28 protein-coding genes are annotated in these 23,860 nt (G+C 62.5%); 14 read left to right on the forward strand and 14 right to left on the reverse strand.

The genetic code is table 11. The features are described from left to right. Nucleotides 1-2,190, reverse strand: a complete 2,190-nt coding sequence (locus CWE01_RS02545) for a patatin-like phospholipase family protein (RefSeq protein ID WP_100938943.1) — start codon at nucleotides 2,188-2,190, stop codon at nucleotides 1-3. A 75-nt stretch (nucleotides 2,191-2,265) separates the two neighbouring features. Here CWE01_RS02545 and CWE01_RS02550 point away from each other — a divergent pair, with 75 nt between their 5' ends. Then, entirely contained in the window at nucleotides 2,266-2,553 is a 288-nt protein-coding gene (locus tag CWE01_RS02550) for a SelT/SelW/SelH family protein (RefSeq protein ID WP_100938944.1), read from the forward strand. Nucleotides 2,554-2,561: 8 nt separating this feature from the next. Here the strand turns inward: CWE01_RS02550 and CWE01_RS02555 are convergent, their stop codons facing one another. From CWE01_RS02555 to CWE01_RS02565, 3 genes are all read right to left on the reverse strand, one after another. Then, nucleotides 2,562-2,855, reverse strand: coding sequence for a hypothetical protein (locus tag CWE01_RS02555; RefSeq protein WP_100938945.1), 294 nt, complete (start codon nucleotides 2,853-2,855; stop codon nucleotides 2,562-2,564). Nucleotides 2,856-3,006: 151 nt separating this feature from the next. Beyond that, a complete protein-coding gene (locus CWE01_RS02560; protein ID WP_100938946.1) occupies nucleotides 3,007-3,900 on the reverse strand; it encodes a DMT family transporter in 894 nt (297 codons plus the stop codon). A gap of 87 nt (nucleotides 3,901-3,987) precedes the next feature. Beyond that, a complete protein-coding gene (locus CWE01_RS02565) occupies nucleotides 3,988-4,737 on the reverse strand; it encodes an AraC family transcriptional regulator (RefSeq protein ID WP_100938947.1) in 750 nt (249 codons plus the stop codon). A gap of 129 nt (nucleotides 4,738-4,866) precedes the next feature. On the opposite strand from CWE01_RS02565, the gene CWE01_RS02570 reads away from it, so the two are divergent. Next, a complete protein-coding gene (locus tag CWE01_RS02570; RefSeq protein WP_100938948.1) occupies nucleotides 4,867-5,688 on the forward strand; it encodes a UDP-2,3-diacylglucosamine diphosphatase in 822 nt (273 codons plus the stop codon). Nucleotides 5,689-5,834: 146 nt separating this feature from the next. Here CWE01_RS02570 and CWE01_RS02575 read toward each other — a convergent pair whose 3' ends face one another. Continuing rightward, nucleotides 5,835-6,146, reverse strand: a complete 312-nt coding sequence (locus CWE01_RS02575) for a DUF962 domain-containing protein (RefSeq protein WP_100938949.1) — start codon at nucleotides 6,144-6,146, stop codon at nucleotides 5,835-5,837. A gap of 159 nt (nucleotides 6,147-6,305) precedes the next feature. On the opposite strand from CWE01_RS02575, the gene CWE01_RS02580 reads away from it, so the two are divergent. Then, nucleotides 6,306-7,367, forward strand: coding sequence for an AraC family transcriptional regulator (locus CWE01_RS02580; protein WP_100938950.1), 1,062 nt, complete (start codon nucleotides 6,306-6,308; stop codon nucleotides 7,365-7,367). Here CWE01_RS02580 and CWE01_RS02585 read toward each other — a convergent pair. Beyond that, nucleotides 7,324-8,778, reverse strand: a complete 1,455-nt coding sequence (locus CWE01_RS02585; protein ID WP_100938951.1) for a TrkH family potassium uptake protein — start codon at nucleotides 8,776-8,778, stop codon at nucleotides 7,324-7,326. The two genes, CWE01_RS02580 and CWE01_RS02585, sit on opposite strands and share 44 nt — an antisense overlap. Nucleotides 8,779-8,898: 120 nt before the next feature. Here CWE01_RS02585 and CWE01_RS02590 point away from each other — a divergent pair, with 120 nt between their 5' ends. The 3 genes from CWE01_RS02590 to CWE01_RS02600 all read left to right on the forward strand — a co-directional run bounded on the left by CWE01_RS02590 (nucleotide 8,899) and on the right by CWE01_RS02600 (nucleotide 9,989). Beyond that, the gene (locus CWE01_RS02590) at nucleotides 8,899-9,459 is read left to right on the forward strand and encodes a nitroreductase family protein (protein ID WP_100938952.1); all 561 of its coding nucleotides are present in this window, start codon (nucleotides 8,899-8,901) and stop codon (nucleotides 9,457-9,459) included. A gap of 79 nt (nucleotides 9,460-9,538) precedes the next feature. Next, complete coding sequence (locus CWE01_RS02595) at nucleotides 9,539-9,730, forward strand: antitoxin (RefSeq protein WP_100938953.1); 192 nt, start codon at nucleotides 9,539-9,541, stop codon at nucleotides 9,728-9,730. Beyond that, the gene (locus CWE01_RS02600) at nucleotides 9,711-9,989 is read left to right on the forward strand and encodes a type II toxin-antitoxin system RelE/ParE family toxin (RefSeq protein WP_100938954.1); all 279 of its coding nucleotides are present in this window, start codon (nucleotides 9,711-9,713) and stop codon (nucleotides 9,987-9,989) included. Before CWE01_RS02595 ends, CWE01_RS02600 begins: the two co-directional genes overlap by 20 nt. Nucleotides 9,990-9,996: 7 nt before the next feature. Here CWE01_RS02600 and CWE01_RS02605 read toward each other — a convergent pair whose 3' ends face one another. From CWE01_RS02605 to CWE01_RS02630, 6 genes are all read right to left on the reverse strand, one after another. After that, the gene (locus CWE01_RS02605) at nucleotides 9,997-11,331 is read right to left on the reverse strand and encodes a HAMP domain-containing sensor histidine kinase (RefSeq protein WP_100938955.1); all 1,335 of its coding nucleotides are present in this window, start codon (nucleotides 11,329-11,331) and stop codon (nucleotides 9,997-9,999) included. 74 nt (nucleotides 11,332-11,405) lie between these two features. Further along, a complete protein-coding gene (locus CWE01_RS02610) occupies nucleotides 11,406-11,837 on the reverse strand; it encodes a Spy/CpxP family protein refolding chaperone (RefSeq protein WP_100938956.1) in 432 nt (143 codons plus the stop codon). Nucleotides 11,838-11,990: 153 nt separating this feature from the next. Then, entirely contained in the window at nucleotides 11,991-12,668 is a 678-nt protein-coding gene (locus CWE01_RS02615; protein ID WP_100938957.1) for a response regulator transcription factor, read from the reverse strand. A 32-nt stretch (nucleotides 12,669-12,700) separates the two neighbouring features. Beyond that, nucleotides 12,701-13,111, reverse strand: coding sequence for a translation initiation factor 2 (locus CWE01_RS02620; RefSeq protein WP_100938958.1), 411 nt, complete (start codon nucleotides 13,109-13,111; stop codon nucleotides 12,701-12,703). Nucleotides 13,112-13,220: 109 nt separating this feature from the next. Next, complete coding sequence (locus CWE01_RS02625; protein ID WP_100938959.1) at nucleotides 13,221-13,520, reverse strand: YciI family protein; 300 nt, start codon at nucleotides 13,518-13,520, stop codon at nucleotides 13,221-13,223. 1 nt (nucleotide 13,521) lies between these two features. Next, the gene (locus CWE01_RS02630) at nucleotides 13,522-14,118 is read right to left on the reverse strand and encodes a septation protein A (protein WP_100938960.1); all 597 of its coding nucleotides are present in this window, start codon (nucleotides 14,116-14,118) and stop codon (nucleotides 13,522-13,524) included. Nucleotides 14,119-14,202: 84 nt separating this feature from the next. Here CWE01_RS02630 and CWE01_RS02635 point away from each other — a divergent pair, with 84 nt between their 5' ends. The 8 genes from CWE01_RS02635 to CWE01_RS02670 all read left to right on the forward strand — a co-directional run bounded on the left by CWE01_RS02635 (nucleotide 14,203) and on the right by CWE01_RS02670 (nucleotide 22,326). Beyond that, on the forward strand, nucleotides 14,203-15,066 hold the full coding sequence (locus CWE01_RS02635) for a PHP domain-containing protein (RefSeq protein ID WP_100938961.1): 864 nt from the start codon (nucleotides 14,203-14,205) through the stop codon (nucleotides 15,064-15,066). Between the two features lie 13 nt (nucleotides 15,067-15,079). Then, complete coding sequence (locus CWE01_RS02640; protein ID WP_100938962.1) at nucleotides 15,080-15,709, forward strand: L-threonylcarbamoyladenylate synthase; 630 nt, start codon at nucleotides 15,080-15,082, stop codon at nucleotides 15,707-15,709. 120 nt (nucleotides 15,710-15,829) lie between these two features. Continuing rightward, the gene (locus tag CWE01_RS02645; protein WP_177093350.1) at nucleotides 15,830-16,528 is read left to right on the forward strand and encodes a ScpA family protein; all 699 of its coding nucleotides are present in this window, start codon (nucleotides 15,830-15,832) and stop codon (nucleotides 16,526-16,528) included. A 12-nt stretch (nucleotides 16,529-16,540) separates the two neighbouring features. After that, nucleotides 16,541-17,584 carry an SMC-Scp complex subunit ScpB gene (gene scpB / locus CWE01_RS02650; RefSeq protein ID WP_100938964.1) on the forward strand — a complete coding sequence of 348 codons (1,044 nt, stop codon included), beginning with the start codon at nucleotides 16,541-16,543 and terminating at the stop codon, nucleotides 17,582-17,584. Between the two features lie 125 nt (nucleotides 17,585-17,709). Continuing rightward, entirely contained in the window at nucleotides 17,710-18,915 is a 1,206-nt protein-coding gene (gene rluB / locus CWE01_RS02655; protein ID WP_100938965.1) for a 23S rRNA pseudouridine(2605) synthase RluB, read from the forward strand. Between the two features lie 84 nt (nucleotides 18,916-18,999). Then, entirely contained in the window at nucleotides 19,000-19,260 is a 261-nt protein-coding gene (locus CWE01_RS02660) for an autotransporter domain-containing protein (protein ID WP_100938966.1), read from the forward strand. A gap of 133 nt (nucleotides 19,261-19,393) precedes the next feature. Continuing rightward, complete coding sequence (locus tag CWE01_RS02665; RefSeq protein ID WP_100938967.1) at nucleotides 19,394-21,490, forward strand: tetratricopeptide repeat-containing sulfotransferase family protein; 2,097 nt, start codon at nucleotides 19,394-19,396, stop codon at nucleotides 21,488-21,490. Beyond that, the gene (locus tag CWE01_RS02670; protein ID WP_100938968.1) at nucleotides 21,487-22,326 is read left to right on the forward strand and encodes a S9 family peptidase; all 840 of its coding nucleotides are present in this window, start codon (nucleotides 21,487-21,489) and stop codon (nucleotides 22,324-22,326) included. Before CWE01_RS02665 ends, CWE01_RS02670 begins: the two co-directional genes overlap by 4 nt. 16 nt (nucleotides 22,327-22,342) lie before the next feature. Here CWE01_RS02670 and CWE01_RS02675 read toward each other — a convergent pair whose 3' ends face one another. Continuing rightward, nucleotides 22,343-23,308 (reverse strand): leucyl aminopeptidase, encoded by a 966-nt coding sequence (locus CWE01_RS02675; protein WP_100938969.1) that lies wholly within the window; start codon nucleotides 23,306-23,308, stop codon nucleotides 22,343-22,345. 58 nt (nucleotides 23,309-23,366) lie between these two features. Beyond that, nucleotides 23,367-23,504, reverse strand: coding sequence for a hypothetical protein (locus CWE01_RS33505; RefSeq protein WP_177143549.1), 138 nt, complete (start codon nucleotides 23,502-23,504; stop codon nucleotides 23,367-23,369). Between the last annotated feature and the right edge of the window lie 356 nt (nucleotides 23,505-23,860).

Genomic DNA, 23,860 nt, shown 5'->3' on the forward strand with positions numbered 1-23,860 from the left:
TCAGAAGGTCTGTCCCAGATTCAGGTACAGCGCCTTCTGATTGTCGTCATTGAGGCCATAGCTGAAGTTCAACGGCCCCAAGGGGGTGTCGAAGCCCAGGAACACACTGGCGGCGTTGATGTAGCCGGTGTCGAATTGATTGTCGTTGTTCCAGGCCCGGCCACGTTCCAGCGAGGCGCCGAGGTACAGGGGAAAATCCAGCGGCAGGTAGGCCCGGGGTGTCAGTCGGCGGTAGTAGACCGCGCGCATCAGGCTGATGTTCTGCCCGGCAATCGAATCCTGGCGGAACCCCGACAACTGCCGTGCGCCCCCCAGTAGGAAACTCGAAGTGACCACTTCGGCGTTGTCCAGGGTGCGCCCGTAGCGCCCGCCGAGGATCCAGGTGTTCGGCCCCTCGCTCAGGGCCTTGTCCAGGCTGAACTCCCACTGCCGGTAGCGTTGGGTCGAACCCAGGCTCGGGTCGAACTCGCGCAGGGTCAGGTTGATGTTCTCCCCGGTATGCGGGAAGTAGACGTTGTCCAGCGAATCGAAGGAATATTTGAGCGCGTAGAAACCTTCGCTGAAACTCACCCGCGGCAGGCTGCGATCGCCGATCTTCACGTCGGCGTTGCCCCAGGCCTCGCCGATACCCAGGCGGATCTCGCCGTTGTTGGCGATCTGCCGACCGATGTTCAAGCCGAAGCCATACCGTTCCAGGCGGTACTCGGCAATCGGATCGTTATCCAGGGTTGCTTCCACATTCTGCGTTTGCAGGTTCACATAGGGCGCGACGAAGTAGCGCGAGCCGGTGTCCAGCGGTTGGTAGAACTCACTGTAGAGATCCTGCTGATCGCCGATCTGGGCCCGGGTCAGCCACTCGCCGCCGAGGCTGTTGATGCCGTTGACCCGATAGCTGGCGCCGATATTGAAGGCGCTGTCGCCACGCATGTCATCCGACAGGTTCAAGCCCAGGCGCAGGTAGTCGGTGCCGCTGCGTTTGCCCCGGGCACTGATCACCAGGGTGTGTTCCTGGCCCTTGCGCGCGACCCGGTATTGTACCTGCTCGAAGTAGTCCAGGCCGTAGAGGGTGCCCATGTCGATGCGCAGGCGGTCGAGGTCCAGCGGTTCGCCGAGGGGTTGGCGAATGTAGTAGCGGATCACCGCGTCGCTGACCTTGGAGTCGTTCTCGATCCTGATCGTATTGATCACCGGCGTGCGTTGCTCGGGGGCGCGGGCGGCGACCAGTTCGGCATCGGGGTTGGGCGGCGGACGCAAGCCGGCCAGGCGCGCGTCGAGAATGCGCGTGGCGCGATAACCGGCGTCGATGATGTCCTGGGCGCGGCCGAAGTCGGTGCTGCCGTAACTGGCCAGCGCCGGCTGGATCAGGATGTCGTTGCGGTGCAGCGTGGCCAGCTGTTCTTCGGAGTTGCGCCGGGTCATCAGGGTGATCGACTGATTGAGGACATCGACCACGGTCGCCAGTTGTTTGCGTGAACGCAGCGGGGTGCCGATATCGACCACGATGGCGATGTCGACGCCCATCTCGCGCACCACATCCAGCGGGATATTGTCGGTCATGCCGCCGTCCACCAGCAGGCGCCCGTCCAGCTCGACCGGGGCGAACACCGCCGGGATCGACATGCTGGCGCGGACCACCTGGGGCAGGTGGCCGCGGCGGAACACGACTTTTTCGCCACTGGCGATATCGGTGGCGACCGCGCGAAAGGGGATCGGCAGCTTGTCGAAATCGCGGGTGCCGCTGGCATGGGCGAGCATGCTTTCCAGCAGCAGGGCCAGGTTCTGGCCCTGGATCACCCCCAACGGCAGGCCCAGGCTGCCGTCGTCGCGGAAACTGAGTTGCTGTTTGACCAGGAAGTCGCGGTCATCCTGTTTGCGCCGAAACGGCACGTCTTCCCGGGGCGGGGCGTCGGACAACGCCTGTTTCCAGTCGATGCCCAGGGCAAGCTTTTCCAGCTCGTCGATCTTGTAGCCCGAGGCATACAGCCCGCCGATCACCGCGCCCATGCTGGTGCCGGCAATGGCATCGATCCTGATGCCCTGTTCTTCCAGGGCCTTGAGCACGCCGATATGGGCCAGGCCACGGGCGGCTCCGCCGGACAGCACCAGGCCGATCTTCGGTCGCGGCGGTTCGGCGGCTTGCAGCGCCAGGGGCAGTAAACAGAGGAGCAGGCAGGACAACAGACGGCGCATCATCATCTCAGGACAGGGGCGATAAAAAGGTCGCTATTATAGCGACGACCTTTCCTTCCAGAGCCCGGTGCAATCATGACCGCACGTAAACCGCATATCGTCATCACCTACTGCACTCAGTGCCAATGGCTGTTGCGTGCCGCCTGGCTGGCCCAGGAACTGCTCAGCACCTTCGCCGACGATCTCGGCCAGGTGGCCCTGGAACCGGGGACCGGCGGGGTGTTCCGGATCACTTGCGACGAAGTGCAGATCTGGGAGCGCAAGGAGGACGGCGGCTTTCCCGAAGCCAAGGTACTCAAGCAGCGGGTACGGGACCGGATCGACCCCGAGCGTGACCTCGGGCACAACGACCGGCCCCGATAGGCGCGGACTTACGACGGGCTCAGCTTCGACTTGATAAGCCCGACGATGACCATCAGTACCCCACCGCCCACGCCGCCGCTGGCAATGCTGCCGAGGATCGAGGTCAGGTCCAGTGCGCCGTTACCGCTGCCCACGCTGCCGTTGGTGAAGAGATCGAGCAACTGCCCGCCGAGACCGCCACCTAGAATGCCGAGGATGGAATTGATGACCGGGCCCAGGTTGTATTTCTGCAGGACCGACCCGGCCACGTTACCGCCCACGGCGCCGCTGATGGCTTGAATCAAAAGACTGACGATGTCCATGGATGAAACCCTCCAACATGTTGATAGGAGGGCCGCTCGAATCGAGTCGATTCAGGGGGGAATCACTGCTGCTGTCGTCGAGAAACCCTGATCTCCGTGAACGACAGCAAACTGTTGCGGATGTCACCAGTATAGGCGGATTGGGTTTTCGTCAATGTACTGACGCGGCTTCCTGGTTTTCCCGCGGTGCGGCCGCTGCGCCCAGGCGGCTGGACACCACGATGGCGAGAATGATCAGGGCGCCGCCGATCAACATGCGCAAGGTCGGGTTTTCGCCGAACAGCAGCCAGGCCGCGGTGATTCCGTACACCGGCTCCAGGGCAAAGACCACCGCGGCGGTGCGTGCCTTGATCACCGCCAGGCTGGCCACGAACAGACTGTGGGCCACAGCCGTGCAGAACACCCCGAGCAGGCCGATCCACAACCAGTCCAGCGCCGGCACTTGCGCAAGTCCAGGGGCGGCCCAGGGCAGCAGGCAGACGGCGACCACCAGGTTCTGGCACAACGCTGCCTGCACGGCGGAAATCCGTCCGGAGCCGGCGCGATTGGCCAGCGACAGCAGTGAGAACAGCAGGCCGGACAGCACGGCCCAGAGCAGTCCGCCGGTGGCCTGGCTGGCGAGGTCGAAGTCCGGCGTGACCAGCACCAGGCCGATGCTCACCAGCACCACCAGCAGGATTTCATTGAAGCGGATACGTTCGCGGAAGATCAGCCCTTCGAGAAGCACCGTAAAGGCCGGAAAGCTGGCGAAACCCAGGGTCGCCACGGCCACGCCGGCGACTTTCACTGCAATGAAGAAGCTGACCCAGTGCCCGGCCAGCAGCAGCCCGCTGAGCAGCAGGCGCCGCCAGTCCTGTGCCTGCAACGGTTGCCAGCGATGGTTGCGGGCCAGGCGGGCGAACAGGCTGAGGGCGAGCACGGCAAAGATGGCCCGGCCGAAAACGATGATCGCCGGGGCGGCGCTCGCGAGTTTGCCGAACACGCCGGTCAGGCCAAACATCAATGCGCCGATATGCAGGGCGCCCAGGGCGGAACGGGGAGTCATGGCGGTCCTTGAAAACGCTGACAGACAGAGCCGCAGTCTAGAGGGCGGCCGCTACGCCTGTCTGTCGCGTGCCTGCTGTCGTTTGTCTCAGGACTCGCGTCTTAGCGCGCCGGGCGTGCGGCCGAATTCACGGAGTACGGCGGCGGCAAAGGCGCTTTGCGACTGGTAGCCGACGCGGCTGGCGATCTCGCCGATCGGCAAGGCCGACTCACGTAGCAGCCCCAGGGCGATATGCAGGCGACGGCTGCGCAGATAGTCCATGGGCGTCTGCCCGCATTCGGCGACAAAGCGCGTATGCAGGCGGGCGCTGGACAGGTTGGCAATACGCGCCAGATCGGTCACCTGCAGCGGGTGGGCCAGGTGGCGATCGATATGGGCGTTGAGGGCGGCCAGGGGCAGGCGCTTGCCGCCGAATGGGCGGCTGCCGGGGCTGTTCAGGCTGGCGAGCAGCAGCACCGCGCCCTGTTGCGCGATCAGCGGGTCGTCCACGGGGCTCGCCGCCAGCCACTGCACCAGTTGGCTCTGGGCGGCGTCGAGGGTTCGTGGCCCGGCGGTGTCGAGCAGACGCCGGCTGGCCTCGGCATGGTCGCCGAGGGTGTTCAGCAACCAGCGTTCGTCCGGCACATCCAGCACCAGGCAACGGCTGCCGTTGGGGCTGGCGCAGACGTGATGGGCGTCGCAGGGAATCACCGCGACGCTTTGCTGCACCACCTGGCTGCCGTGGCCCTCGATCTCGAAGTCGAGCCGGCCGGACAGGCCGAACACCAGCTGCGCATGGGCGTGGCTGTGGTTGATCAGGTCGGGGCTGTAGTGGCGCAGGGTCAGGATCGGTCCCATCGCGGTCTCCTTGGCGTCGTCGCAGTTTACACCGCTTGCCGTCCGGGCGGTTGTCATCGGACTGCCATGTAGCTGTCATGGACTATTAACTGCCCCGGTGCAAGCTCAGGAAAAATCCGGAGAATGCCCATGACCCGTGCGGAGCTCGCCAAACCCAGCCGTAAGCAACGTGTGCGAACCCTGTGGATTTCCGACGTGCACCTGGGGACCCGGGACTGCCAGGCCGAACATCTGTCGCAGTTTCTCAAGGGCTATCAGGCCGACCGTATCTACCTGGTGGGCGATATCATCGACGGCTGGAAGATGCGCGGCGGCATGTACTGGCCGCAAGCGCATACCAACGTGATCCGCCGGCTGCTGACCATGAGCAAGCGTGGCACCGAGGTGATCTATGTCACCGGCAACCACGATGAGTTCCTGCGCCGTTACTCCAAGCTGATCCTGGGCAATATCCAGCTGGTCGACGAAGCGGTGCACCACACTGCCGACGGGCGCAAGCTGCTGGTGATCCATGGCGACCAGTTCGACGTGATCACCCGTTATCACCGCTGGTTGGCGTTCCTCGGCGATTCGGCCTACGAGTTCACCCTGACCCTCAATCGCTGGCTGAACCATTGGCGGGCCCGCTACGGTTATGGCTACTGGTCTTTGTCGGCCTACCTCAAGCACAAGGTCAAGACCGCGGTCAGCTTTATCAGCGACTTCGAAGAGGCCATCGCCCATGAATGCGTGAAGCGCGGGCTGGACGGGGTGGTCTGCGGGCATATCCACCATGCCGAGATCCGCAAGGTCGGCGCAGTGGACTACCTCAACTGCGGCGACTGGGTCGAATCCTGCACCGCCCTGATCGAACACTGGGACGGCACCATCGAGCTGTATCGCCTGGCGGATGCCCAGGCGAAAGAGGCGCAGCTCAAGCTGGAGCTGGAGAAAGTCGCCGAGTTGGGGTGACCCCGCCGTTATCACTCCGTCCGTGGGACCCGCGCATACGGACTTGCCCCCTGGCTTGCCAGTGCGGCCAACGCGACCACTGTAGCCCGCTTGCCGGCGATGAGGCCGTTGCGGCTGCCATCGTCAGCAAGCCAGCCCCCCCGGGCCTAAAACGGCACCTTGCCGAGGATCATGTCGCGAAACATGACGAAGTCACCGAGCAGACTGTAGAAGGGATGTTCAAAGGTGGCCGGGCGGTTCTTCTCGAAGAAGAAATGGCCGACCCAGGCGAAGCCATATCCAGCCACTGGTACCGCCAGCAGCAACCCTCCCGAGGCGCGACCGATGGCCAGCGCCAGGAAAAAGATCACCAGGCTGGTGCCGATGAAATGCAGCCGACGGCAGGTACTGTTGCCATGTTCGCTCAGGTAGTAGGGATAGAACTCTGCGAAACTATTGAATCTTTTAATGTTTTCCACGGGTAACTCTCCGCGTTGACGACCTCGCCCACGGTGGTTTCCACGGGGAGCATATTTGAGTCTAGAGTGATTGGCAGCGGCTACCAGTGACAATAGGCGCCACTTTAGTATCCTTAGGCCACTAGTCGTCCTATACGACTTATCATGCAAGAAAAGGCCATGAGCGAGAGAACGACTTCTGCAAGCTGGGCGATGGGGATTGTCAAGGCGCTGGAGATGGATGGCCTGGATTGTCGCGTCCTGTTCAGGCAGCTTGGGCTCGATTATGCGGCCCTGGACGATCCCGATGCGCGCTTTCCCCAGGATTCGATGACGCGCCTCTGGCAACGCGCGGTGGAGCTTTCCGGCAACCCGGCGATTGGCCTGAACATGGGCCGGGTGGTGCGCCCTGCGTCCTTTCATGTCGCCGGTTACGCGCTGATGTCCAGCCAGACCCTGGCCGAGGGTTTCAGGCGCCTGGTGCGTTATCAGCGGATCATCGCCGAAAGCGCCGACTTGAGTTTTCGTCTCCTGCCCGAAGGTTATGCGCTGATCCTGACGGTGCACGGCGACCATCTGCCACCCACCCGCCAGAGTGCCGAGGCCTCCATGGCCTGTGCCCTGGCGCTGTGCGGCTGGCTGACCGGACGGACCTTGCAGCCGCGCAAGGTGCTGCTGCAGGGGGCTGCGCCGGAGGATATCGGTCCTTACAGGGAGGTGTTCCATGCGCCGCTGGTGTTCAACGCACCCTACGATGCGCTGATCTTCGAGCAGGCCGACATGGAGGCGCCGTTGCCGACCGCCAACGAAGCCATGGCCTTGCTCCACGACCGCTTTGCCGGTGAATACCTGGCGCGGTTCTCGGAAAGCCGGGTGACCCACAAGGCGCGCCAGGTGTTGTGCCGCCTGCTGCCCCAGGGCGAACCCAAGCGCGAGGTGGTGGCGCAGACCCTGCACCTGTCCCAGCGCACCCTGCAGCGTCGTTTGCAGGAAGAGGGCACCAGTTTCCAGACGCTGCTCGACGATACCCGCCGCGAGCTGGCCGAGCAGTACCTGGCGCAGCCGCGCATGACCTTGCTGGAAATCGCCTACCTGCTGGGTTTCGCCGACCCGAGCAACTTTTTTCGCGCCTTCCGCCGCTGGTTCGAACTCACGCCCGGCGAGTACCGGGCGCGGCTGCTGGGGGCGGTGGCCTCGATCAATGACGCCAGAATGCGGGAATACACAGAACGAACACTGTGATGATTTCCAGCCGGCCGAGCAGCATGCCCAGGGACAGGATCCACTTGGCACCGTCCGGCAGGGTGGAGAAGTTGCCGGATGGCCCGATCACCTCGCCCAGGCCCGGTCCCACGCCGGAGACGGTACTGGCGGCGCCGGTAAGGGCGGTCATCCAGTCCAGGCCCAGTAGCGACAGGGCCAGGGCAATGGCGCAAATGGTGATGGCGAAGAAGAACGAGAAGGTCAGGATCGAACGCACGATTTCTTCGTCGAGGCGGTGACCATTGTATTTCTGCTTGATCACTGCCCGCGGATGGATCAGCTGGTTGAGGTTGGCCTTGAGCAGGATGTAGGCCACCTGGAACCGGAACACCTTGATCCCGCCGGCCGTCGAACCCGAGCAGCCACCGACGAAGCCCAGGTAGAAAAACAGCATCAGCGAGAAGTTGCCCCACAGGCTGTAGTCGCCCAGGGCGAAGCCGGTGGTGGTGACCACCGAGGTCACGTTCAGTGCCACATGGCGCAGGGCGTCGAGCCAGTGCAGGTTGGTGGTCCACCAGTACCAGGTGCCGAGTACCAGCCAGGTCACCAGCAACAAGCCGAGCAAACCCTGCACCTGCTGGTCCTTGAGCAGTGCCTTGCGGTGGCCACGCAAGGTTGCCACGTAGAGGGTGAATGGCAGGCTGCCGAGAATCATCACCACCACGGCGACCCAGTGCACCGTCGGTTGACTCCATTTGGCCAGGGACTGGTCCGAGGTGGAGAAACCACCGGTGGAAATCGCCGACATGGCGTGGTTGATCGCATCGAACAGGCTCATGCCGGCCCACCAGAACGCCAGGCTGCCGAGGATGGTGATGCCGATATAGGCGGTGACGATCAGGCGCGCCACCATGTGCGAGCGCGGCATGACCTTTTGCGAACGGTCCGAGGATTCGGTCTGGAACAGGCGCATGCCGCCGATGCGCAGCAGCGGCAGGATCGCCACCGCCATGCCGATAAAGCCGATCCCGCCGAGCCAGTGCAGCAGCGAACGCCAGATCAGGATGCCCGGGGACATGTTGTCCAGGCCGCTGAGCACGGTCGAGCCGGTGGCGGTGATGCCCGACATGCTTTCGAAAAAGGCGTCGGTGTAGCTGGTGTGGAGGGTCAGCACGAAGGGCAGCGCGGCGAAAATGCACACCACCACCCAGCTTGAAACTGTAAGAAGGTACATATCCCGGGGGCGCAGGTGCACCTGTTCCGGGCGACCGCGGATCACCAGCGCCAGGCCGGCGAGGAAGGTGATCGTACTGGCCCAGAGAAAGGCCGGCAGGTCGCCGGTGCGTTCGAAGATCAGCAGGACCAGCATGGGGATGGCCATGCTGACGGCGAGGGTAATCAGGAAGATGCCGATGATGAAACCGATGATGCGCAGGGTCGGCAACGCCATGAAATAAGCTCGGGAAAGGGGGACAGGCGCCATTTTACCTGTGACCCCGGTCATGTAAACCGGCACGGCCGCGCAGGATCTGGCTAGAATAGCCCGATCATTTTCCAGAGGAGGTGGCCGATGGAGGCTCTCGATAATTTGCTCAACCGTGTTTCCGCACCACGCTTGCTCGATCCGGCACCGACCCAGGCCCAGCGCGATCTCCTGTTCGCCGCCGCCATGCGCGCACCGGATCACGGGCAACTGCGGCCTTGGCGTTTCCTCACCGTGGAAGGCGCGGCCCGTGAGCAATTGGGTAGCCTGCTGGCCGAAGCCGTGCGCCTGCAAGAGGGCGAAGCGAACCCGGCGGCCATCGACAAAGCCCACGCCATGCCCCTGCGCGCACCGTTGGTGATTGTGGTGGTGGCCCGTTTGCAAGAGCACTTCAAGGTGCCGAAGTCCGAGCAGTTGCTGGCGGCCGGTTGTGCGGCCCATGGCATCCTGCTGGCGGCCCATGCCCAGGGGATCGGCGCGGTGTGGCGTACCGGCGACTTGTCCTATTCACGTCATGTGGCCAAGGGCCTGGGGTTGGGCGACGGCGAGGAGGTGATTGCCTTCCTGTATCTGGGGACGCCACAGAACGAACTGCGCCAGCCACCGAAGGTCGATCTGACGGAGTTTGTCAGCGCCTGGTCGGCTTGAAATGTTTTCTGAAGCTTCAGGCTGAGACAGCAGGCGTTCATAGGGCGTAAACTGGTTTGCGTCTACACCGGAGGCCATTATGAGCGCCCAACTATCCCCTATAGTGTCGGAATTCGAGACTGAAGAGCAGGCAGCCAGCTATGACCGTTGGTTTCGAGCCAAGGTGCAGGCTTCCCTGGATGACCCTCGCCCTAACGTTCCTCATGATGATGTGATGGCGGAAATGCGTGCCTTGATCGCTTCGAAGCGCGATAGGAACGACGCGGGTTGAGTGGCGGCCCGAAGCTCGGGCCGAACTCCGTGAGATTCTGAATTACATCGCTGATCGAAATATTGTGGCGGCCGAGAATTTAAACGACGCCATTGAGGCTGCGACCTCAGCTCTTCCTCGACACCCCTGCTTATATCGGTTTGGTCGTGTGCCTGGCACTCGTGAAATCATCGTGCATCCAAACTATCTGGTGGTTTACCGCATTACAGATTTCATCGAGATAGTCACCGTGCTGCACGCACGGCAAGAGTATCCCTGACAGCCACTTAAACCAGTGCCCCAGGCTCCAACGGCAGATCAAGCTTGGCGATAAACCCGCCCTCGGGGTGGTTCGCCAGCACCAGGCTGCCGCCATGCCGCTCCGCCGCCCGCCGGGCAATGGCCAGTCCCAGGCCGTGGCCCGGGGCGGTCTGTCCGGGCGCCCGGTAGAAGGGTTCACCCAATTGCGCCAGATGCGCGGCTTCCACGCCGGGGCCATGGTCGCGCACGCTGATTTCGATGCGTTCACCCTGACGTTGCGCAGTCAGCTCGATGGCCTGGCCCTCGGGATTGAAGCGCTGGGCGTTGCGCAGCAGGTTATCCACGGCGCGTTCGATCATGGTCGGCCAGCCCTTGAAGCTCAACGGCGGCTCGCTGTCGAAGTGCACCGTCTGTTCCGGACAGCCCTGGTTGGCGTCTTTCTGCAAGGTGGTGAGCAGCGCGGTGAGGTCGACCTCTTCGGCGCTGGCCTGGTCGGAGTCGACCCGGGCCAGGGTGAGGATTTCGCTGATCAGCGCTTCCAGTCGGTCGCACTCGCGGGTCAGGCGTGGCCAGAGTCGTTCGCGCTCCTCGGGGCCGGCGCGCTCGGCCAGGGCCAGGGCAATGCGCAGGCGTGCCAGTGGTGAACGCAATTCATGGGAGACATCCCGCAGCAGTTGGCGCTGGCTGCCGATCAGGCTTTGCAGGCGTGCACCCATCAGGTTGAAGTCCTTGGCCAGCACGCCGAACTCGTCGCGCCGCCCCGCCAGTTTTGCCAGGCTGTTCTGCTGGTAGGTGGTCTGCCCGAGGTCATGCACCGCACCACGCAGACGGCTCAAGGGACGGGTGATGGACAAGGTCACCAGCAGACTGAACAAGGTCAGCACCACCAGGGCAATCCCCAGGGCACTAAGGGGGCGCAACAGGCTTTCGCGGTGCCAGGCGTCCAGTTCCGGGTGGGGGATGCGATAGATCAGCAGGTAGGTCTCGCCGCTCTTCGGACTGGTGTATTCGACCGTCAGGCGCCGCCAGGGCAGCTTGCGGTCATCGTTGTTCTGGCGCGCTTCAAAGGCCGCGGCCCGACGTGGAAAGGTCCCGCGGACCAACGGATCGCCGCCTTCGTTAAGTACCTGCACATCAATGTGATAACGCTGCTTGCGCTGTTCCAGAATCGCCTGGGCGGCTTCTTCGCCCTGGCTTTCATAGGTTTGCGTCCATTCTTCGGCCAGGCTGTTCAGCCCCGGATGACGGCTGAGAATCCAGTTGTCCTGGTTGAGCACGTGCATGAGCAGAATCGATAGGCCCGCGACAAGGGCAATGGCCAGCCAGAAGCTGGCCAGGATGCGCCAGAACAGTGATCGCACAGCAAGTCCTCAACCAAACGCTACAAACGAAGAAAGCCCGACGGCGGTGGCCGTCGGGCTGGAGCATAAGCGGATTATTGCGCTTTTTGCGGTTGTTGCGCTTTCCAGGCTTTGAATTCGGTCCATTCGGCACGGCGCTCGGCCTGCTTTTTCTGCATTTCGTCGAAGGTCTTCTGCTGGTCAGGCGTCAGCAGGGCACGGATCTGGCCGTGGGTCTTCTGGCGTGCGGCATCCAGTTCGCCTTTGAAGGCTGCCTTGTCGGCAGGCGAGAGCTTTTCCAGATACTTGATGGCGATTGCCTTGCGATCATGGCGTTGTTCGCCAACCAGTTTGCGGATCTGCTGGCGCTGTTCCTTGGTCAGGTCCAGTTTCTGGAAGCCACCTTTGCCGTGATGCTGGCCGTGACCGTATTCCGGGCCGCCCATCGGGCCACCGTCTTGAGGCATGGCCATGGCCACGGTAGGGAGTGCAGCAGCGAACATCAGGGCGATAAGGGTCTTGCGCATGGTGTTTCTCCTTGTCTCGATTCCGGTCAGTCCGGATGAGTACAGATTAAGGAGTTCAAGGTCAGCGGCGGTCAGGGGAGGGTAAAGCTTGGGTAAAGACGGTTTTGCCCTGGGTTGACACTTGCGGGAGCAGCGCTCCCGCAGGGCGGTGAATCACAGGCTGTAGTAGTAACCGCGGCTACGCAGGGCGACGATGCGCGGGCGGCCGTCCGGGTGTGGGCCGATCTTCTTGCGCAGGTTGCTCACGTGCATGTCCAGGCTGCGATCGTACAAGGTCAGCTTGCGGCCCAGGGCGATCTGCGCCAGTTCCTGTTTGTCCAGGGGCTCGCCGGGTTGTTGCAGCAGGGCTTCGAGCAGGCGGCTTTCGGAGACGGTCAGGGTGTAATCCTGCTGGTCGATGGTGACCACGCCACGCACCGGGCTGAAACACAGGTCGCCCAGTTCCATCTGGCTCGGGGTCGCGGTCGGGTGGCTGCGGCGCAGCACGGCGCGCAGGCGTGCGGTCAGTTCCCGGGGATCGCAGGGCTTGGCCAGATAATCATCGGCGCCCAGCTCCAGGCCGAGGATGCGGTCCAGGGGTTCGCCACGGGCCGAGAGCATCACCACCGGCAACTCCGGGTGATCGTTGCGCAACTGCTTGAGCAGTTCCAGGCCGCTGCCATCGGGCAGCATCACATCCAGCACCACGGCGGCCGGGGCGCTGTCCGCCAGGGCCTTGCGCGCGCTCTGGCCATCGTGGCAGGCGCGTACCTGGAAGCCTTCCTGGCTCAACCAACTGGTCAGGAGCTCACACAACTCCTGGTCATCGTCTATCAGTAACAGGTCGCTCATGACTCTCTCGATTACGGATCGCTAATGGCCGCTCAATTCAGCCATTGCCGACGTTGTCTACGTCCGCCACTGGCGAAGATACCGCAGAGCAGGGCCAGGAGTGCAACTCCCCCGCCGGTGACAAACCATTGCTGCTGATCGGTCAGCAGACGCGGTCCGGCACTGGCCTGGGCTTCCTTGAGTTGCAGCTTCAGGCGCTGGTTTTCCTGGCGCAGGCGGCTCAACTGGGCACTTTCGCGCTCGGCGTCGGCACTCTGTAATTGTTGTCTCAACTCTTCTCGTTGTCGCTCGCTTTCTTTCAAGCGTTGCTGCAAGTCGGTGATCTGGCCACCGGCACTCAAGGAGAGGGGGGTGGAGTTACTCGAACCCTGACTCTCTTCGGCGTGGGCGGCGGCCCCTATCGACAAGATGACCACTAGCAGCAACAACGAACCCTGGCGCATCGCAAACTCCTGATTCCAATCGGCATTGGGCAGGTTGTCGGCTGCTGAACGAGAATAATGAGCGATTGGGCCACGATGAACCCTGAAGGTTCATCGCGAGGAGAACATTTTATGGCAGGACTTGCTTGAACGGCTTGACCAGCACCTGGGCATAGACCCCAGCGGCAACGTACGGATCGACTTCGGCCCAGGCTTGCGCCGCGCTCAGGCTGTCGAATTCGGCGACGACCAGACTGCCGCTGAAACCGGCAGCGCCCGGGTCGTTGCTGTCCACGGCCGGGTGCGGGCCGGCCAGGACCAGACGCCCTTGCGCCTGGAGCTGATGCAGCCGTTCCAGATGCGCCGGGCGCACGGACAGGCGTTTTTCCAGGGAGTTTTCGACGTCGGTGGCGATGATCGCGTAGAGCATGTCAGTCCTCGGTTTTCGGGATGGTCGGGTCGGCGTCGTGCAGGTGGCGGGACAGGTAGATGCCCTGGCCGACCAGGAACAGCAGGGTCATGCCCAGGCTGCCAAATACTTTGAAGTCGACCCAGTACTGCTGGAAGGTGAACGCCACGAACAGGTTGGCGCCGCCACAGAACAGGAAAAACACGATCCAGGCCAGGTTCAGGCGGGTCCAGATCGGCTCGGGCAGGTTCAGGGCGTGACCCATGATGCGCTTGATCAGCAGGCGGTCACCGATGAAGTGGCTGCCGGCAAAAGCCAGGGCGAACAGCCAGTTGACCACCGGGGCTTTCCACTTGAGGAAGGTTTCGCTGTGGAAGGCCAGGGTCAGGCTGCCGAAGACCAGGCAGGCGATCAGGGTCAGCCACTGGCTTTTTTCCAGTTTGCGATGGGTGATGAACAGGGCGCCGTAGACCACCAGGGAACTGATGATCAGCATGGCCGTGGCGCTGTAGATACCGCCCACGGTCAGGCTGTGGCCGGCGATCTCCATGACCCGCGGTTCGATTTTGTAGACGATGAAGAACAGGAAGAGCGGGATGAAATCGATGAATTGTTTCACAGTGGCAGCCAGAAGCAGGATGTGACGGCATAATAACAAACATCATTGCCAGCGAAAGCGCCGCCTAGAGGTTATTCAATCCCCGTGGAAATCGATCTGCACTGCCATAGCACGGCCTCCGACGGCGCTCTCGCGCCCGCGGTCCTGGTTGCCCGTGCGCACGAGAGAGGCGTGCGGGTCCTGGCCCTGACCGATCACGACACCCTCGAAGGCCTGGCCGAAGCCCGTACGGCGGCGGATGCGCTGGGGATGCGGCTGGTCAACGGCGTCGAGTTGTCCTGTACCTGGGGCGGCGCGACCATCCATGTGCTGGGCTACGGTTTCGACGTCAACGCACCGGCGCTGGTCGAGGCCATCGCCCGTTTGCACGAGGGCCGCTGGCTGCGTTCCGAGGAAATCAGCCGCAAGCTGGCGCTCAAGGGTATGCCCGGTGCACTGGAAGGTGCGCGGGCGATCCAGCAGGAGCTGGGTGATAGCGGCAATGCCCCGGCACGTCCGCATTTCGCCGACTTCCTGGTGCGTGCCGGTTTCGTCAAGGATCGCGCCGAAGCCTTCCGCAAGTGGCTGGGCGCGGGCAAGCTGGGGGACGTCAAGCTGCACTGGCCGACCCTGGAAGACACCGTCGGCACCCTGCGCGAGTCCGGGGCCTGGGTCAGTCTGGCTCACCCCTGGCACTACGATTTCACCCGCAGCAAGCGCCGCAAGCTGATTGGCGACTATATTCAAGCAGGTGGCCACGCTATCGAGGTGGTCAATGGGCATCAACCCGCCGAGCAGGTAGGCAGTCTGGCGATCCTTGCCCGTGAGTTCGGGCTGCTGGTCAGTGCCGGCAGTGATTTCCATGGTCCTGGAGGCTGGTCCGAGATCGGTGAATACCGTCCGGTCCCTGAAGATCTGCCGCCACTCTGGTGTCGCTTTAAACATGAGCAACTTACTGCCGTCGTCTGAACAGGTAGAAAATGTGAGTCAGTTTTTCCAAATACATCCGGAAAACCCACAGGCGCGCCTGATCAAACAGGCGGTGGAAATCATTCGCAAGGGTGGGGTGGTGATCTATCCCACCGATTCGTCCTATGCCATCGGTTGCCAGATCGGCGACAAGACGGCGGTCGAGCGGGTGCGCCGTTTGCGGCAGCTGGACGATAAGCACAACTTTGCGCTGATCTGCAGCGATCTGTCGCAGTTGGGGCTGTTCGCCAAGGTCGACACCGGCCTGTTTCGCCTGCTCAAGGCCCACACGCCGGGGCCTTACACCTTTATTTTGAATGCCACCCGGGAAGTCCCGCGGCTGTTGCTGCACCCGAAAAAACGTACCATCGGCCTGCGTATCCCCAGCCATCCGATTGCCCTGGCGCTACTGGAAGAGCTGGGCGAGCCGTTGATGAGCGTCAGCCTGATCATGCCCGGCGAGACCGATCCGATGATCGATCCCTACGAGATCCGCCAGTTGCTCGAGCATCAGGTCGACCTGATAATCGACGGCGGTTTCGGCGGGATCAAGGCCTCGACGGTGATCAACCTGGCGGACGGCGAGCCGGAAGTGATCCGCGTGGGCTGTGGCGACCCCGCGCCGTTCATGGTCGAGGCCTGAATGTCCGCCGTGGAAAACGTCGATAGCCAGGCCGATGCCCAGCAGGAGTTGCCGTTCGCCCTGGTCTATGGCCAGGCGGTCACCCAGATGCCGCTGGACCTGTATATCCCGCCGGACGCCCTGGAAGTCTTCCTCGAAGCCTTCGAAGGTCCGCTGGATTTGCTGCTCTACCTGATCCGCAAGCAGAACATCGATATCCTCGACATCCCGGTGGCGGAAATCACCCGCCAGTACATGGGGTATGTCGAGCTGATGAAGTCGGTGCGCCTGGAGCTGGCCGCCGAGTACCTGGTGATGGCGGCGATGCTGGCCGAGATCAAGTCGCGGATGCTGTTGCCGCGTTCGGCCGAAATCGAGGCCGAAGAGGACGACCCACGGGCCGAACTGATCCGCCGCCTGCAAGAGTACGAACGCTTCAAGAGCGCCGCCGAGGGCCTCGACACCTTGCCCCGGGTCGGTCGCGATGTACTGGTGCCCAAGCTCGATGCCCCCGAGGCCCGGGCGCGCAAGTTGTTGCCGGACGTGAGCCTGGAAGAGGTGCTGATGTCCATGGCCGAGGTCCTGCGCCGTGGCGACCTGTTCGAAAGCCATCAGGTCAGTCGCGAGCAACTGTCGACCCGCGAACGCATGAGCGATGTGCTGGAGCGCCTCAAGGGCGGCGGTTTCGTGCCCTTTGTCGAGCTGTTTACCGCCGAGGAAGGACGGCTGGGGGTGGTGGTGACCTTTATGGCGATTCTCGAGCTGGTCAAGGAATCCCTGGTCGAACTGGTGCAGAATGAACCCTTTACGGCGATCCATGTGCGGGCGCGCGCTGAATAACGAGCACAATCCATGAACCTGAGTGAACCCCGCGAGCTGGCCCCGCTGCTTGAAGCCTTTCTGTTGGCTTCGGGAAAGCCGCAATCCCTGGAACGGCTGTTCGAGCTGTTCGAGGAGGGCGAGCGACCTGAACCGCCGGTCTTCAAGAAAGCCCTGACGATCCTCGCCAAGTCCTGCGAGGGGCGGGCCTTCGAGCTGCGGGAGGTGGCTTCCGGTTATCGCCTGCAGGTGCGCGAGAAATTCGCCCCCTGGGTCGGACGGCTCTGGGAAGAACGTCCCCAGCGTTATTCCCGGGCGATGCTCGAGACCCTGGCGCTGATCGCCTATCGGCAGCCGATCACCCGCGGCGAGATCGAGGATGTGCGTGGCGTGGCGGTCAACAGCCAGATCGTCAAGACCTTGCTGGAGCGTGAGTGGATTCGGGTCGTCGGTTACCGTGAGGTGCCGGGCAAGCCGGCGATGTTCGCCACCACCAAGGCGTTTCTCGATCACTTCAACCTGAAGAACCTTGACGACCTGCCGCCCCTGGCCGAACTGCGGGAGATGGAGCCCGAGCCGATGTTCGATGTCGAGGATGCGCCGGTGCCCGCGAGCCTGCAGGCCCTGGCCGATGCCAGTATCGATCCGGAGGATGCCGAGGCACCGAAGGAGGAAACCAGTTTCCATACCCTGTTGCTGGAGCTGGACTCCATGGAAGAGGGGATCAAGACCGACTTTGACGATCTGTTGCGTGACGGCGCGATGGCGCCGGCGGGCGAGTTGCTGCCCCCGGAGCCCGGGCTTGAAGGGACTGAGCCTGTTGAGCCCACAGTGGTGGTTGAGGCCGTCGAGGTCGACGAAGTACCGGAAGCAGAACCGGAAACAATCGAAGAGCCCGAAGTGCCAGCAGCACCGGAGCCGGATCTCGTCGGCGCCCAGCAGGCCCGGGAACAGTTGCTCGCGGCGGTCGCGGCCCTCGACAAGGCCGCTGGCCGGCCGCCACTGACGGATGAAGAGGCCGAAGCGCTGGCACTGGCCGAGGCGATCGAACAGGAACGGCGCTTGCTCGAAGATTGATCGCGAGAGTGCATAATGGCCAACATCGGCGTATGATTCGCGCCCCCGCGGCGATCCCTTCGCCCAGGCAACAGATTCAATTTCTTCAGGCCAAGGCCTGAATCGACACACCGGGAGGTGCCCAGATGAGTGATATCAAGCAGAAAGACGACCAGGAAATCGGCCCGGCAGGCGAAAAACTGCAGAAGGTCCTCGCCCGTATCGGCGTCGGCTCGCGCCGCGACGTGGAAGGCTGGATCAGCAAAGGCCGGATCAAGGTCAACGGCAAAGACGCCACCCTCGGCCAGCGCGTCGACATGCATGACGCCATCACCATCGATGGCAAGGTGATCAAGCGCGAAGAGGCGTCCGAATCGGTTCGCCGTGTGATCATGTACAACAAACCCGACGGCGAAATCTGCACCCGTGACGACCCGGAAGGCCGTCCGACCGTGTTCGACAAGCTGCCGCGTCCGAAAGAAGGCCGCTGGATCAATATCGGCCGCCTGGACATCAACACCACCGGCCTGCTGATGTTCACCACCGACGGTGAGCTGGCCAACCGCCTGATGCACCCGTCCTACGAAATGGACCGCGAGTACGCGGTCCGTGTCCGTGGTGAAGTGGACGAAGAGATGATTGCCCGGCTCAAGGCCGGCGTGATGCTCGAAGACGGCCCGGCGAAGTTCACCGATATCCAGGAAGCGCCTGGCGGTGAAGGTTTCAACCATTGGTACCACTGCGTGGTGATGGAAGGTCGTAACCGCGAAGTACGTCGCCTGTGGGAATCCCAGGGGCTGGTGGTCAGCCGTCTGAAGCGCGTGCGTTTCGGTCCGGTGTTCCTCAATTCCGACCTGCCGATGGGCCGCTGGCGTGAAATGACCCAGTACGAGGTGGATGTCCTCAGTGCCGAGGTCGGCCTGACGCCGGTAGCGATGCCGCAGCTCAATGCCAAGAGCAAGGACAAGCTGGAGCGTATGCAGCGCAAGTCCTCCCGTCCGGTGGGCAAGAGCGAGCGTGTGCGGACCCTGCGTCCAGCCGCTGGCGCACCTGCCGAGCGCAGCGACCGCGAGCCACGGATCGAAGGCGAGCGTCCGGCCCGCAAGCCGGCACCGCGCCAGGACGGCGAGCGCGCACCGCGTGCTCCACGTCCGGCGGCCGGTCGTGGCGAGTCGACCCGTGGTACGCCAGTGGCGGATCGTCCGTCGGACAGCAAGCGTCCGGCCAAGCCGGCACCCAAGACCAAGCGTCCAAGCCTGGTTCTGGACAAGGACGCGCCGTCGGGCAAGCGTCGTGGCGCACCGGCCGGTTCTGGCCAGCGTCCGGGGTTTGGGCGTCGCAAGCCTGAGTAAAACAGGCGCTTGAGCGCACCGCGAGACCCAAAACCCCATGACGAGCCAACGTCATGGGGTTTTGTTTTTTGGGGGGATATCAATGTGCCTTCGGCACAACTGACCTGGCGTCATGAGTACCACGGCAACGGTCTGCAATCGGTCGCCAACTTTGCCGCCGATACCTCGGGCGCCACCAGCTTCACCAGTCCGGGCGCGAAAGCGATTGCCGACACCGGCGTGCTGGCGTTGGGCGTGACCCTGCTGCGCAGCGAAAACCTCAGCCTGGGGGCGAAGTACACCCTGGAAGCGGCGAGCGACTGCACCGCCAATACCGGTGATGTGCAGGTGCGCTGGAACTTCTGATCCGCTACATTGCGCCTGTCAGCAAACGCCTGTTGTTCAGTGATGAACAATAGGCGTTTGTCCTTCGGTCGCAGCGGATGTGGACGAAAACCCGTTGCACAGAAGTCTCTACTCCCTATTTGAAGGCCCCTCCATGATTGGCACACCGACCACTTCCGGCACCCCACAACTGACGTTTGCCGAAGCCATGACGCTGGCCCATCAACATTGGAACGCGGGTCAGGCACAACAGGCCGAGCAACTCTGTCAGCGGATCCTGGCGCAATGGCCGCAACAACCCGATGCCCTGCATTTACTCGGGCTGATTGCCCACGCGTTCGGTCGGCTGGAGTTGGCCGTGAGCTACCTGCGCCAGGCTTGCCAGACGCTGAGCGCACCGGCGATCTACTTCAGCAACCTGGCCGAGATGTGCCGCCAGCAGGGCCTGCTGGTCGAGGCCGAACAGGCGGCTCGACAGGCTGTTGCGCTGGACCCCACGCTGGTGGATGCCTGGAGCAACCTGGGGATCATCCTGCAGGAAAGCGGCAAACTGGACGACAGCCTCGAGTGTTTGCAGCGCGTCGTAACGCTACGGCCGCAAGCGGCACAAGCCCACAACAATCTGGCCAATACCTATCGCCGCCTGGATCGACAAGAGCGCGCCGAGTGGCATTACAAACAGGCGTTGAGCCTCGATCCGAATTACGCCGAGGCCTGCAGCAACCTGTCTTTTCTACTGAGTTCACAAGGGCATTTCGATGAGGCGGTGGCGGCTGGACGCCGGGCTGTCGAACTCAATCCCCGGCTGGTCGATGGGTACCTGAATATCGCCGAAGCCGAAACCCAACGCTTGAACCATGGCGAAGCGTTGCGTTGGTTGGATGCCCTGCACCGGGTTGCCCCGAGCCATGTCGGTGGCTTCACGGCACGCGCCATGGTCTTGAGAAAGGGCGGACTCTTCGACGAGGCCCTGCACTGCGCGCGGCAAGCGTTGGCATTGGCACCCAATGACGCCAGTGTGCACAACGCCATGGGCAATGCGCTTCAGGCCAGCGGCCTGCATGATCAGGCCCTGGAGCATTTCAATCAGGCGGCGGCGTTGCCTGGCTCGGTGACCGAAGAGGCGATGATCGCACGGGGCGTGCTGCTCCTGGAAAGTGGCCGCAAGGAAGAGGCCGCCGTGGCCTTTGAACAGGCCTTGAGCGCGTTCCCGGGGTCGATCCGCGCACTGACGGGGCGTTCGGACAGCAAGACCTTTAAACCCGGTGATGCCGATATCGCCGCCATGGAGGCCGGGTTGGTGCGCGAGGGAGGTCTGTTGTTGACCGACAAACTGTCGACCCACTTTGCCTTGGGCAAGGCGTATCTGGACACGGGTGATTCCGCGCGAGCCTTCCATCACCTGGATACCGGAAACCGACTCAAGCGCTCCACCTTTGCCTATGACTCTCAGACTGCGCGGCAATGGATGCAGAGCATTGCCGGGTTGTTCAGCGATGAATTTCAATCTGCGCGCCAAGGGCAGGGGGCGGCATCGTCGCTGCCGGTCTTCATCGTCGGCATGCCACGCTCCGGCACCACCCTGGTCGAGCAGATCCTCGCCTCCCATCCACGGGTGCAGGGTGCGGGGGAGTTGTCATCGCTGCGTCTGGCGGTGGAAAACCAAGGAAGATTTCCGCAAAACCTGGCCAACTGCTCAGCGCAGGATCTGGCCAGAGTCGGTCATGACTACCTTGAGCGCATCAAGCCCCTGGTCGACGCACGGGATCGCCTGGTGGACAAGATGCCGGGCAATTTTGTCTATGCCGGCCTGATTCCGTTGATCCTGCCCGGCGCCCGTATCATTCACTGTCGCCGCGATCCGGTGGATACCTGCCTGTCCTGTTACAGCAAGCAATTCAGCGGTGAGCAGCTGTTCACCTACGACCAGACCGAGCTGGGGCAGTTCTATCGCGATTATGACGCCTTGATGCGTCACTGGCGCCAGTTGCTACCCGCCGAGTCCTTTATTGAAGTGGACTACGAGTCGGTGCTGGACGACCTTGAAGGCCAGGCCAGGCGCTTGATCAGTTTCATTGACCTGCCGTGGGACGAGGCCTGCCTGGACTTTCACAAGACCCGGCGCGTGGTGCGTACCGCCAGCGTCAATCAGGTGCGCCAGCCCCTGTACAAAACCTCGAAAGGTCGCTGGCGCGCGCATGCCGAACACCTCGGGCCGCTGTTGGCGGCGCTGGGCCTTGCCGAGATATGAAAGGTTCGAACCGGGCGCTGTTCACTTGTCTGTGTGTGCTGCTGGGAATACTTGCAGGCTGTGCCGATCCGAACCGGCACGCCGAAACCCTGGCACACACCGCTCATTTGCAGCGAGAACAGGTTGATACCGACAGCTTTGTACTGACCAGCTTTTACCGGATAACCCGTCCTGACCTGCCGTTGACCCTCTACATCGAGGGCGATGGCCTGGCCTGGCGCTCGCGTACGACTCCGTCGGAAAATCCAACGCCGCATCAGGCCGAGGGCCTGGCGTTGGCGGCAGCGGATCCGGCGGCCAACGTCGTGTACCTGGCGCGGCCCTGTCAATTCACGCCGCTGGTGCTCAGTCCACGCTGCGATAAAGCCTATTGGACGCAAAAGCGCTTTGCCGAGGAAGTCGTGGTGGCGATGAACCAGGCCGTGAGCCACTTTGCTCTCCAGGTGCCAGGGCAGCGCATCCATCTGGTCGGTTATTCGGGAGGCGCCGCCCTGGCGGTATTGATTGCGGCCAGACGTAGCGATGTCGCCTCGCTACGTACCGTGGCCGGCAACCTCGATCACGCCGAAGTCAATCGCCTGCATCACGTGTCGGCGATGCCTGAGTCGCTCAATGCGATCGATGTTGCCCCCCAAGTGGCCTTGATCCCGCAACTGCATTTCAGCGGTGCCGACGACAGCGTCGTGCCACCGGTGATTGCGCAACGTTTTGTCAGCGCGGCCGCCAGTCGATGTGCACAGAGCCAGATCGTGCCGGGCATGAGCCATGAAAGCGACTGGGCCAGGCTCTGGCCGGCACTGCTCAAAATCCCTTTGCGGTGTGCAACGGGACCTTAGCTGGACCGAGTCATCGTCAAAACGCAAACTGCCCGTCAAACACCGGCTTGTCATCCAGCGCCAGCACGCCGCTGGCAAAGATCAGGTCCAGGTGATGGCTGCCCTTGGCGCCACCGCCCAATCCCAGGTGCAGGCCGCAATGGCGTTCCTCGAAACCCGAGTTGCGCGCATACAGGGCCTTGACCCCCTCATTGGTACCGATCCCCAGTTCCTCGACCCGACGGTTGGACGGATTGGCATTCAGGTATTTGTTGAAGTCCGCCTCCAGTCCCGGTATTTCGGTGGCAATGCGGCTGATGGTCGAATCCTCGATCCACAGTTCCAGCGGCGACTCGAGCACCCCGTACTTGCGGGCAAAGGGGATGGTGCCGAGAAAGGTCCCGACAAACTTCACGCAACCGTTGATGGCGTCGCTGTGGGTGGCGATTTCGCCGGGAGCCAGGTCGTGGTTGCCCACGCCATTGATATTGGTCCACTTGCGGATGCTGCTCAGCGGCGCCTGCAGATGCGAGCCGTGGCGGTCCTTGAAGCTCAGGGTGGTGGCCCGGGACATACGGCGGATCAGGCTCTCGTTGAGGTCGGCAATGCGTTGCGGGCTGACACTGAAGGTGTCGTAGAAATAGTCGCCGTAATCCTTGAACAGCAGTGATTTGCGCCATTGCTCGGCCATGACCCCATGCAATGCATGGAGAAATTCCGGGCCCTGGGGACGAGGCGGGGAGAGCATCGAGGAATCGTAGAAAAAGATATACAGGTCGCTGTCGCCGATGGCCTCGATCAGGCTCGGGGCTGGCTCAAGGTCCAGGCGCAGCGCGCTGAAGTCGAACTGTCGGCGCTCGGCGTCCTGCCCGATGATGGCCGAGGTGATTTCGCTGTAATCCGGGGTATGGCCCAGCAGGACCTTTGGCTGGTCGAGCCCTTCCAGGGCCGGGTGGCGGGCGAGGTAGTAGAGAAAATGTTCGAGGGCGCGGGTCTTGTCCATGACGTCATTCCTGGGGCAACAGAGGGTGGATGCGGCAAACCGCACCCACCTGGAGGCCTTAGAAAGGCCACATCGCGGTGCCAAAGGGCACGACAGCATCGGCTTGCATCATTTCCACGGCCGCGTCGTGGGTCGGGGCTTCAAACCAATCGTCCAGTTGCAGTTCAGCGCTCACGTCCTGATCCGAGACTTGCATGGTGAATCTCCTTGGGAATGGTATGGCTGGACGGTCGAAAAGGTTTTTTGCTAGGAAAATTCCTATGCACTAAATCCATTTCTCCGACTTGCCGGTTGTAGGCTTCGGCAAGTGGCTGAAAACCTAGTGCAGTATCTCGATAGGCGCAAAAAATTATTTTCAAATTTTTTTTGCAGGCTGGCAGAGCAAAAAAACTTCCCCAGGAAAAACAGCGATTCACCGGCTAAGGCCCGCGCTAAACAGCCTGTCTGTCAATTTTCGAACGGGGACTGTCTACGGCTTTATTGGCAAGAAAACGTGACACTTTGTCAGGAAAACCTGACGATCTGGACAGTAAAGGCGCCTGAAAACCCGTG

Origin of the sequence: Pseudomonas sp. QS1027 (genome assembly GCF_002814235.1) — a bacterium.
Classification (GTDB): Bacteria; Pseudomonadota; Gammaproteobacteria; order Pseudomonadales; family Pseudomonadaceae; genus Aquipseudomonas.

Coding starts and splice junctions, on each gene's coding strand:
- CWE01_RS02545 (WP_100938943.1), bottom strand. CDS start 2,190: ATGCGCCGTCTGTTGTCCTGCCTGCTCCTCTGTTTACTGCCCCTGGCG.
- CWE01_RS02550 (WP_100938944.1), top strand. CDS start 2,266: ATGACCGCACGTAAACCGCATATCGTCATCACCTACTGCACTCAGTGC.
- CWE01_RS02555 (WP_100938945.1), bottom strand. CDS start 2,855: ATGGACATCGTCAGTCTTTTGATTCAAGCCATCAGCGGCGCCGTGGGC.
- CWE01_RS02560 (WP_100938946.1), bottom strand. CDS start 3,900: ATGACTCCCCGTTCCGCCCTGGGCGCCCTGCATATCGGCGCATTGATG.
- CWE01_RS02565 (WP_100938947.1), bottom strand. CDS start 4,737: ATGGGACCGATCCTGACCCTGCGCCACTACAGCCCCGACCTGATCAAC.
- CWE01_RS02570 (WP_100938948.1), top strand. CDS start 4,867: ATGACCCGTGCGGAGCTCGCCAAACCCAGCCGTAAGCAACGTGTGCGA.
- CWE01_RS02580 (WP_100938950.1), top strand. CDS start 6,306: ATGAGCGAGAGAACGACTTCTGCAAGCTGGGCGATGGGGATTGTCAAG.
- CWE01_RS02585 (WP_100938951.1), bottom strand. CDS start 8,778: ATGGCGTTGCCGACCCTGCGCATCATCGGTTTCATCATCGGCATCTTC.
- CWE01_RS02590 (WP_100938952.1), top strand. CDS start 8,899: ATGGAGGCTCTCGATAATTTGCTCAACCGTGTTTCCGCACCACGCTTG.
- CWE01_RS02595 (WP_100938953.1), top strand. CDS start 9,539: ATGAGCGCCCAACTATCCCCTATAGTGTCGGAATTCGAGACTGAAGAG.
- CWE01_RS02610 (WP_100938956.1), bottom strand. CDS start 11,837: ATGCGCAAGACCCTTATCGCCCTGATGTTCGCTGCTGCACTCCCTACC.
- CWE01_RS02615 (WP_100938957.1), bottom strand. CDS start 12,668: ATGAGCGACCTGTTACTGATAGACGATGACCAGGAGTTGTGTGAGCTC.
- CWE01_RS02620 (WP_100938958.1), bottom strand. CDS start 13,111: ATGCGCCAGGGTTCGTTGTTGCTGCTAGTGGTCATCTTGTCGATAGGG.
- CWE01_RS02625 (WP_100938959.1), bottom strand. CDS start 13,520: ATGCTCTACGCGATCATCGCCACCGACGTCGAAAACTCCCTGGAAAAA.
- scpB (WP_100938964.1), top strand. CDS start 16,541: ATGAACCTGAGTGAACCCCGCGAGCTGGCCCCGCTGCTTGAAGCCTTT.
- rluB (WP_100938965.1), top strand. CDS start 17,710: ATGAGTGATATCAAGCAGAAAGACGACCAGGAAATCGGCCCGGCAGGC.
- CWE01_RS02665 (WP_100938967.1), top strand. CDS start 19,394: ATGATTGGCACACCGACCACTTCCGGCACCCCACAACTGACGTTTGCC.
- CWE01_RS02670 (WP_100938968.1), top strand. CDS start 21,487: ATGAAAGGTTCGAACCGGGCGCTGTTCACTTGTCTGTGTGTGCTGCTG.
- CWE01_RS02675 (WP_100938969.1), bottom strand. CDS start 23,308: ATGGACAAGACCCGCGCCCTCGAACATTTTCTCTACTACCTCGCCCGC.
- CWE01_RS33505 (WP_177143549.1), bottom strand. CDS start 23,504: ATGCAAGTCTCGGATCAGGACGTGAGCGCTGAACTGCAACTGGACGAT.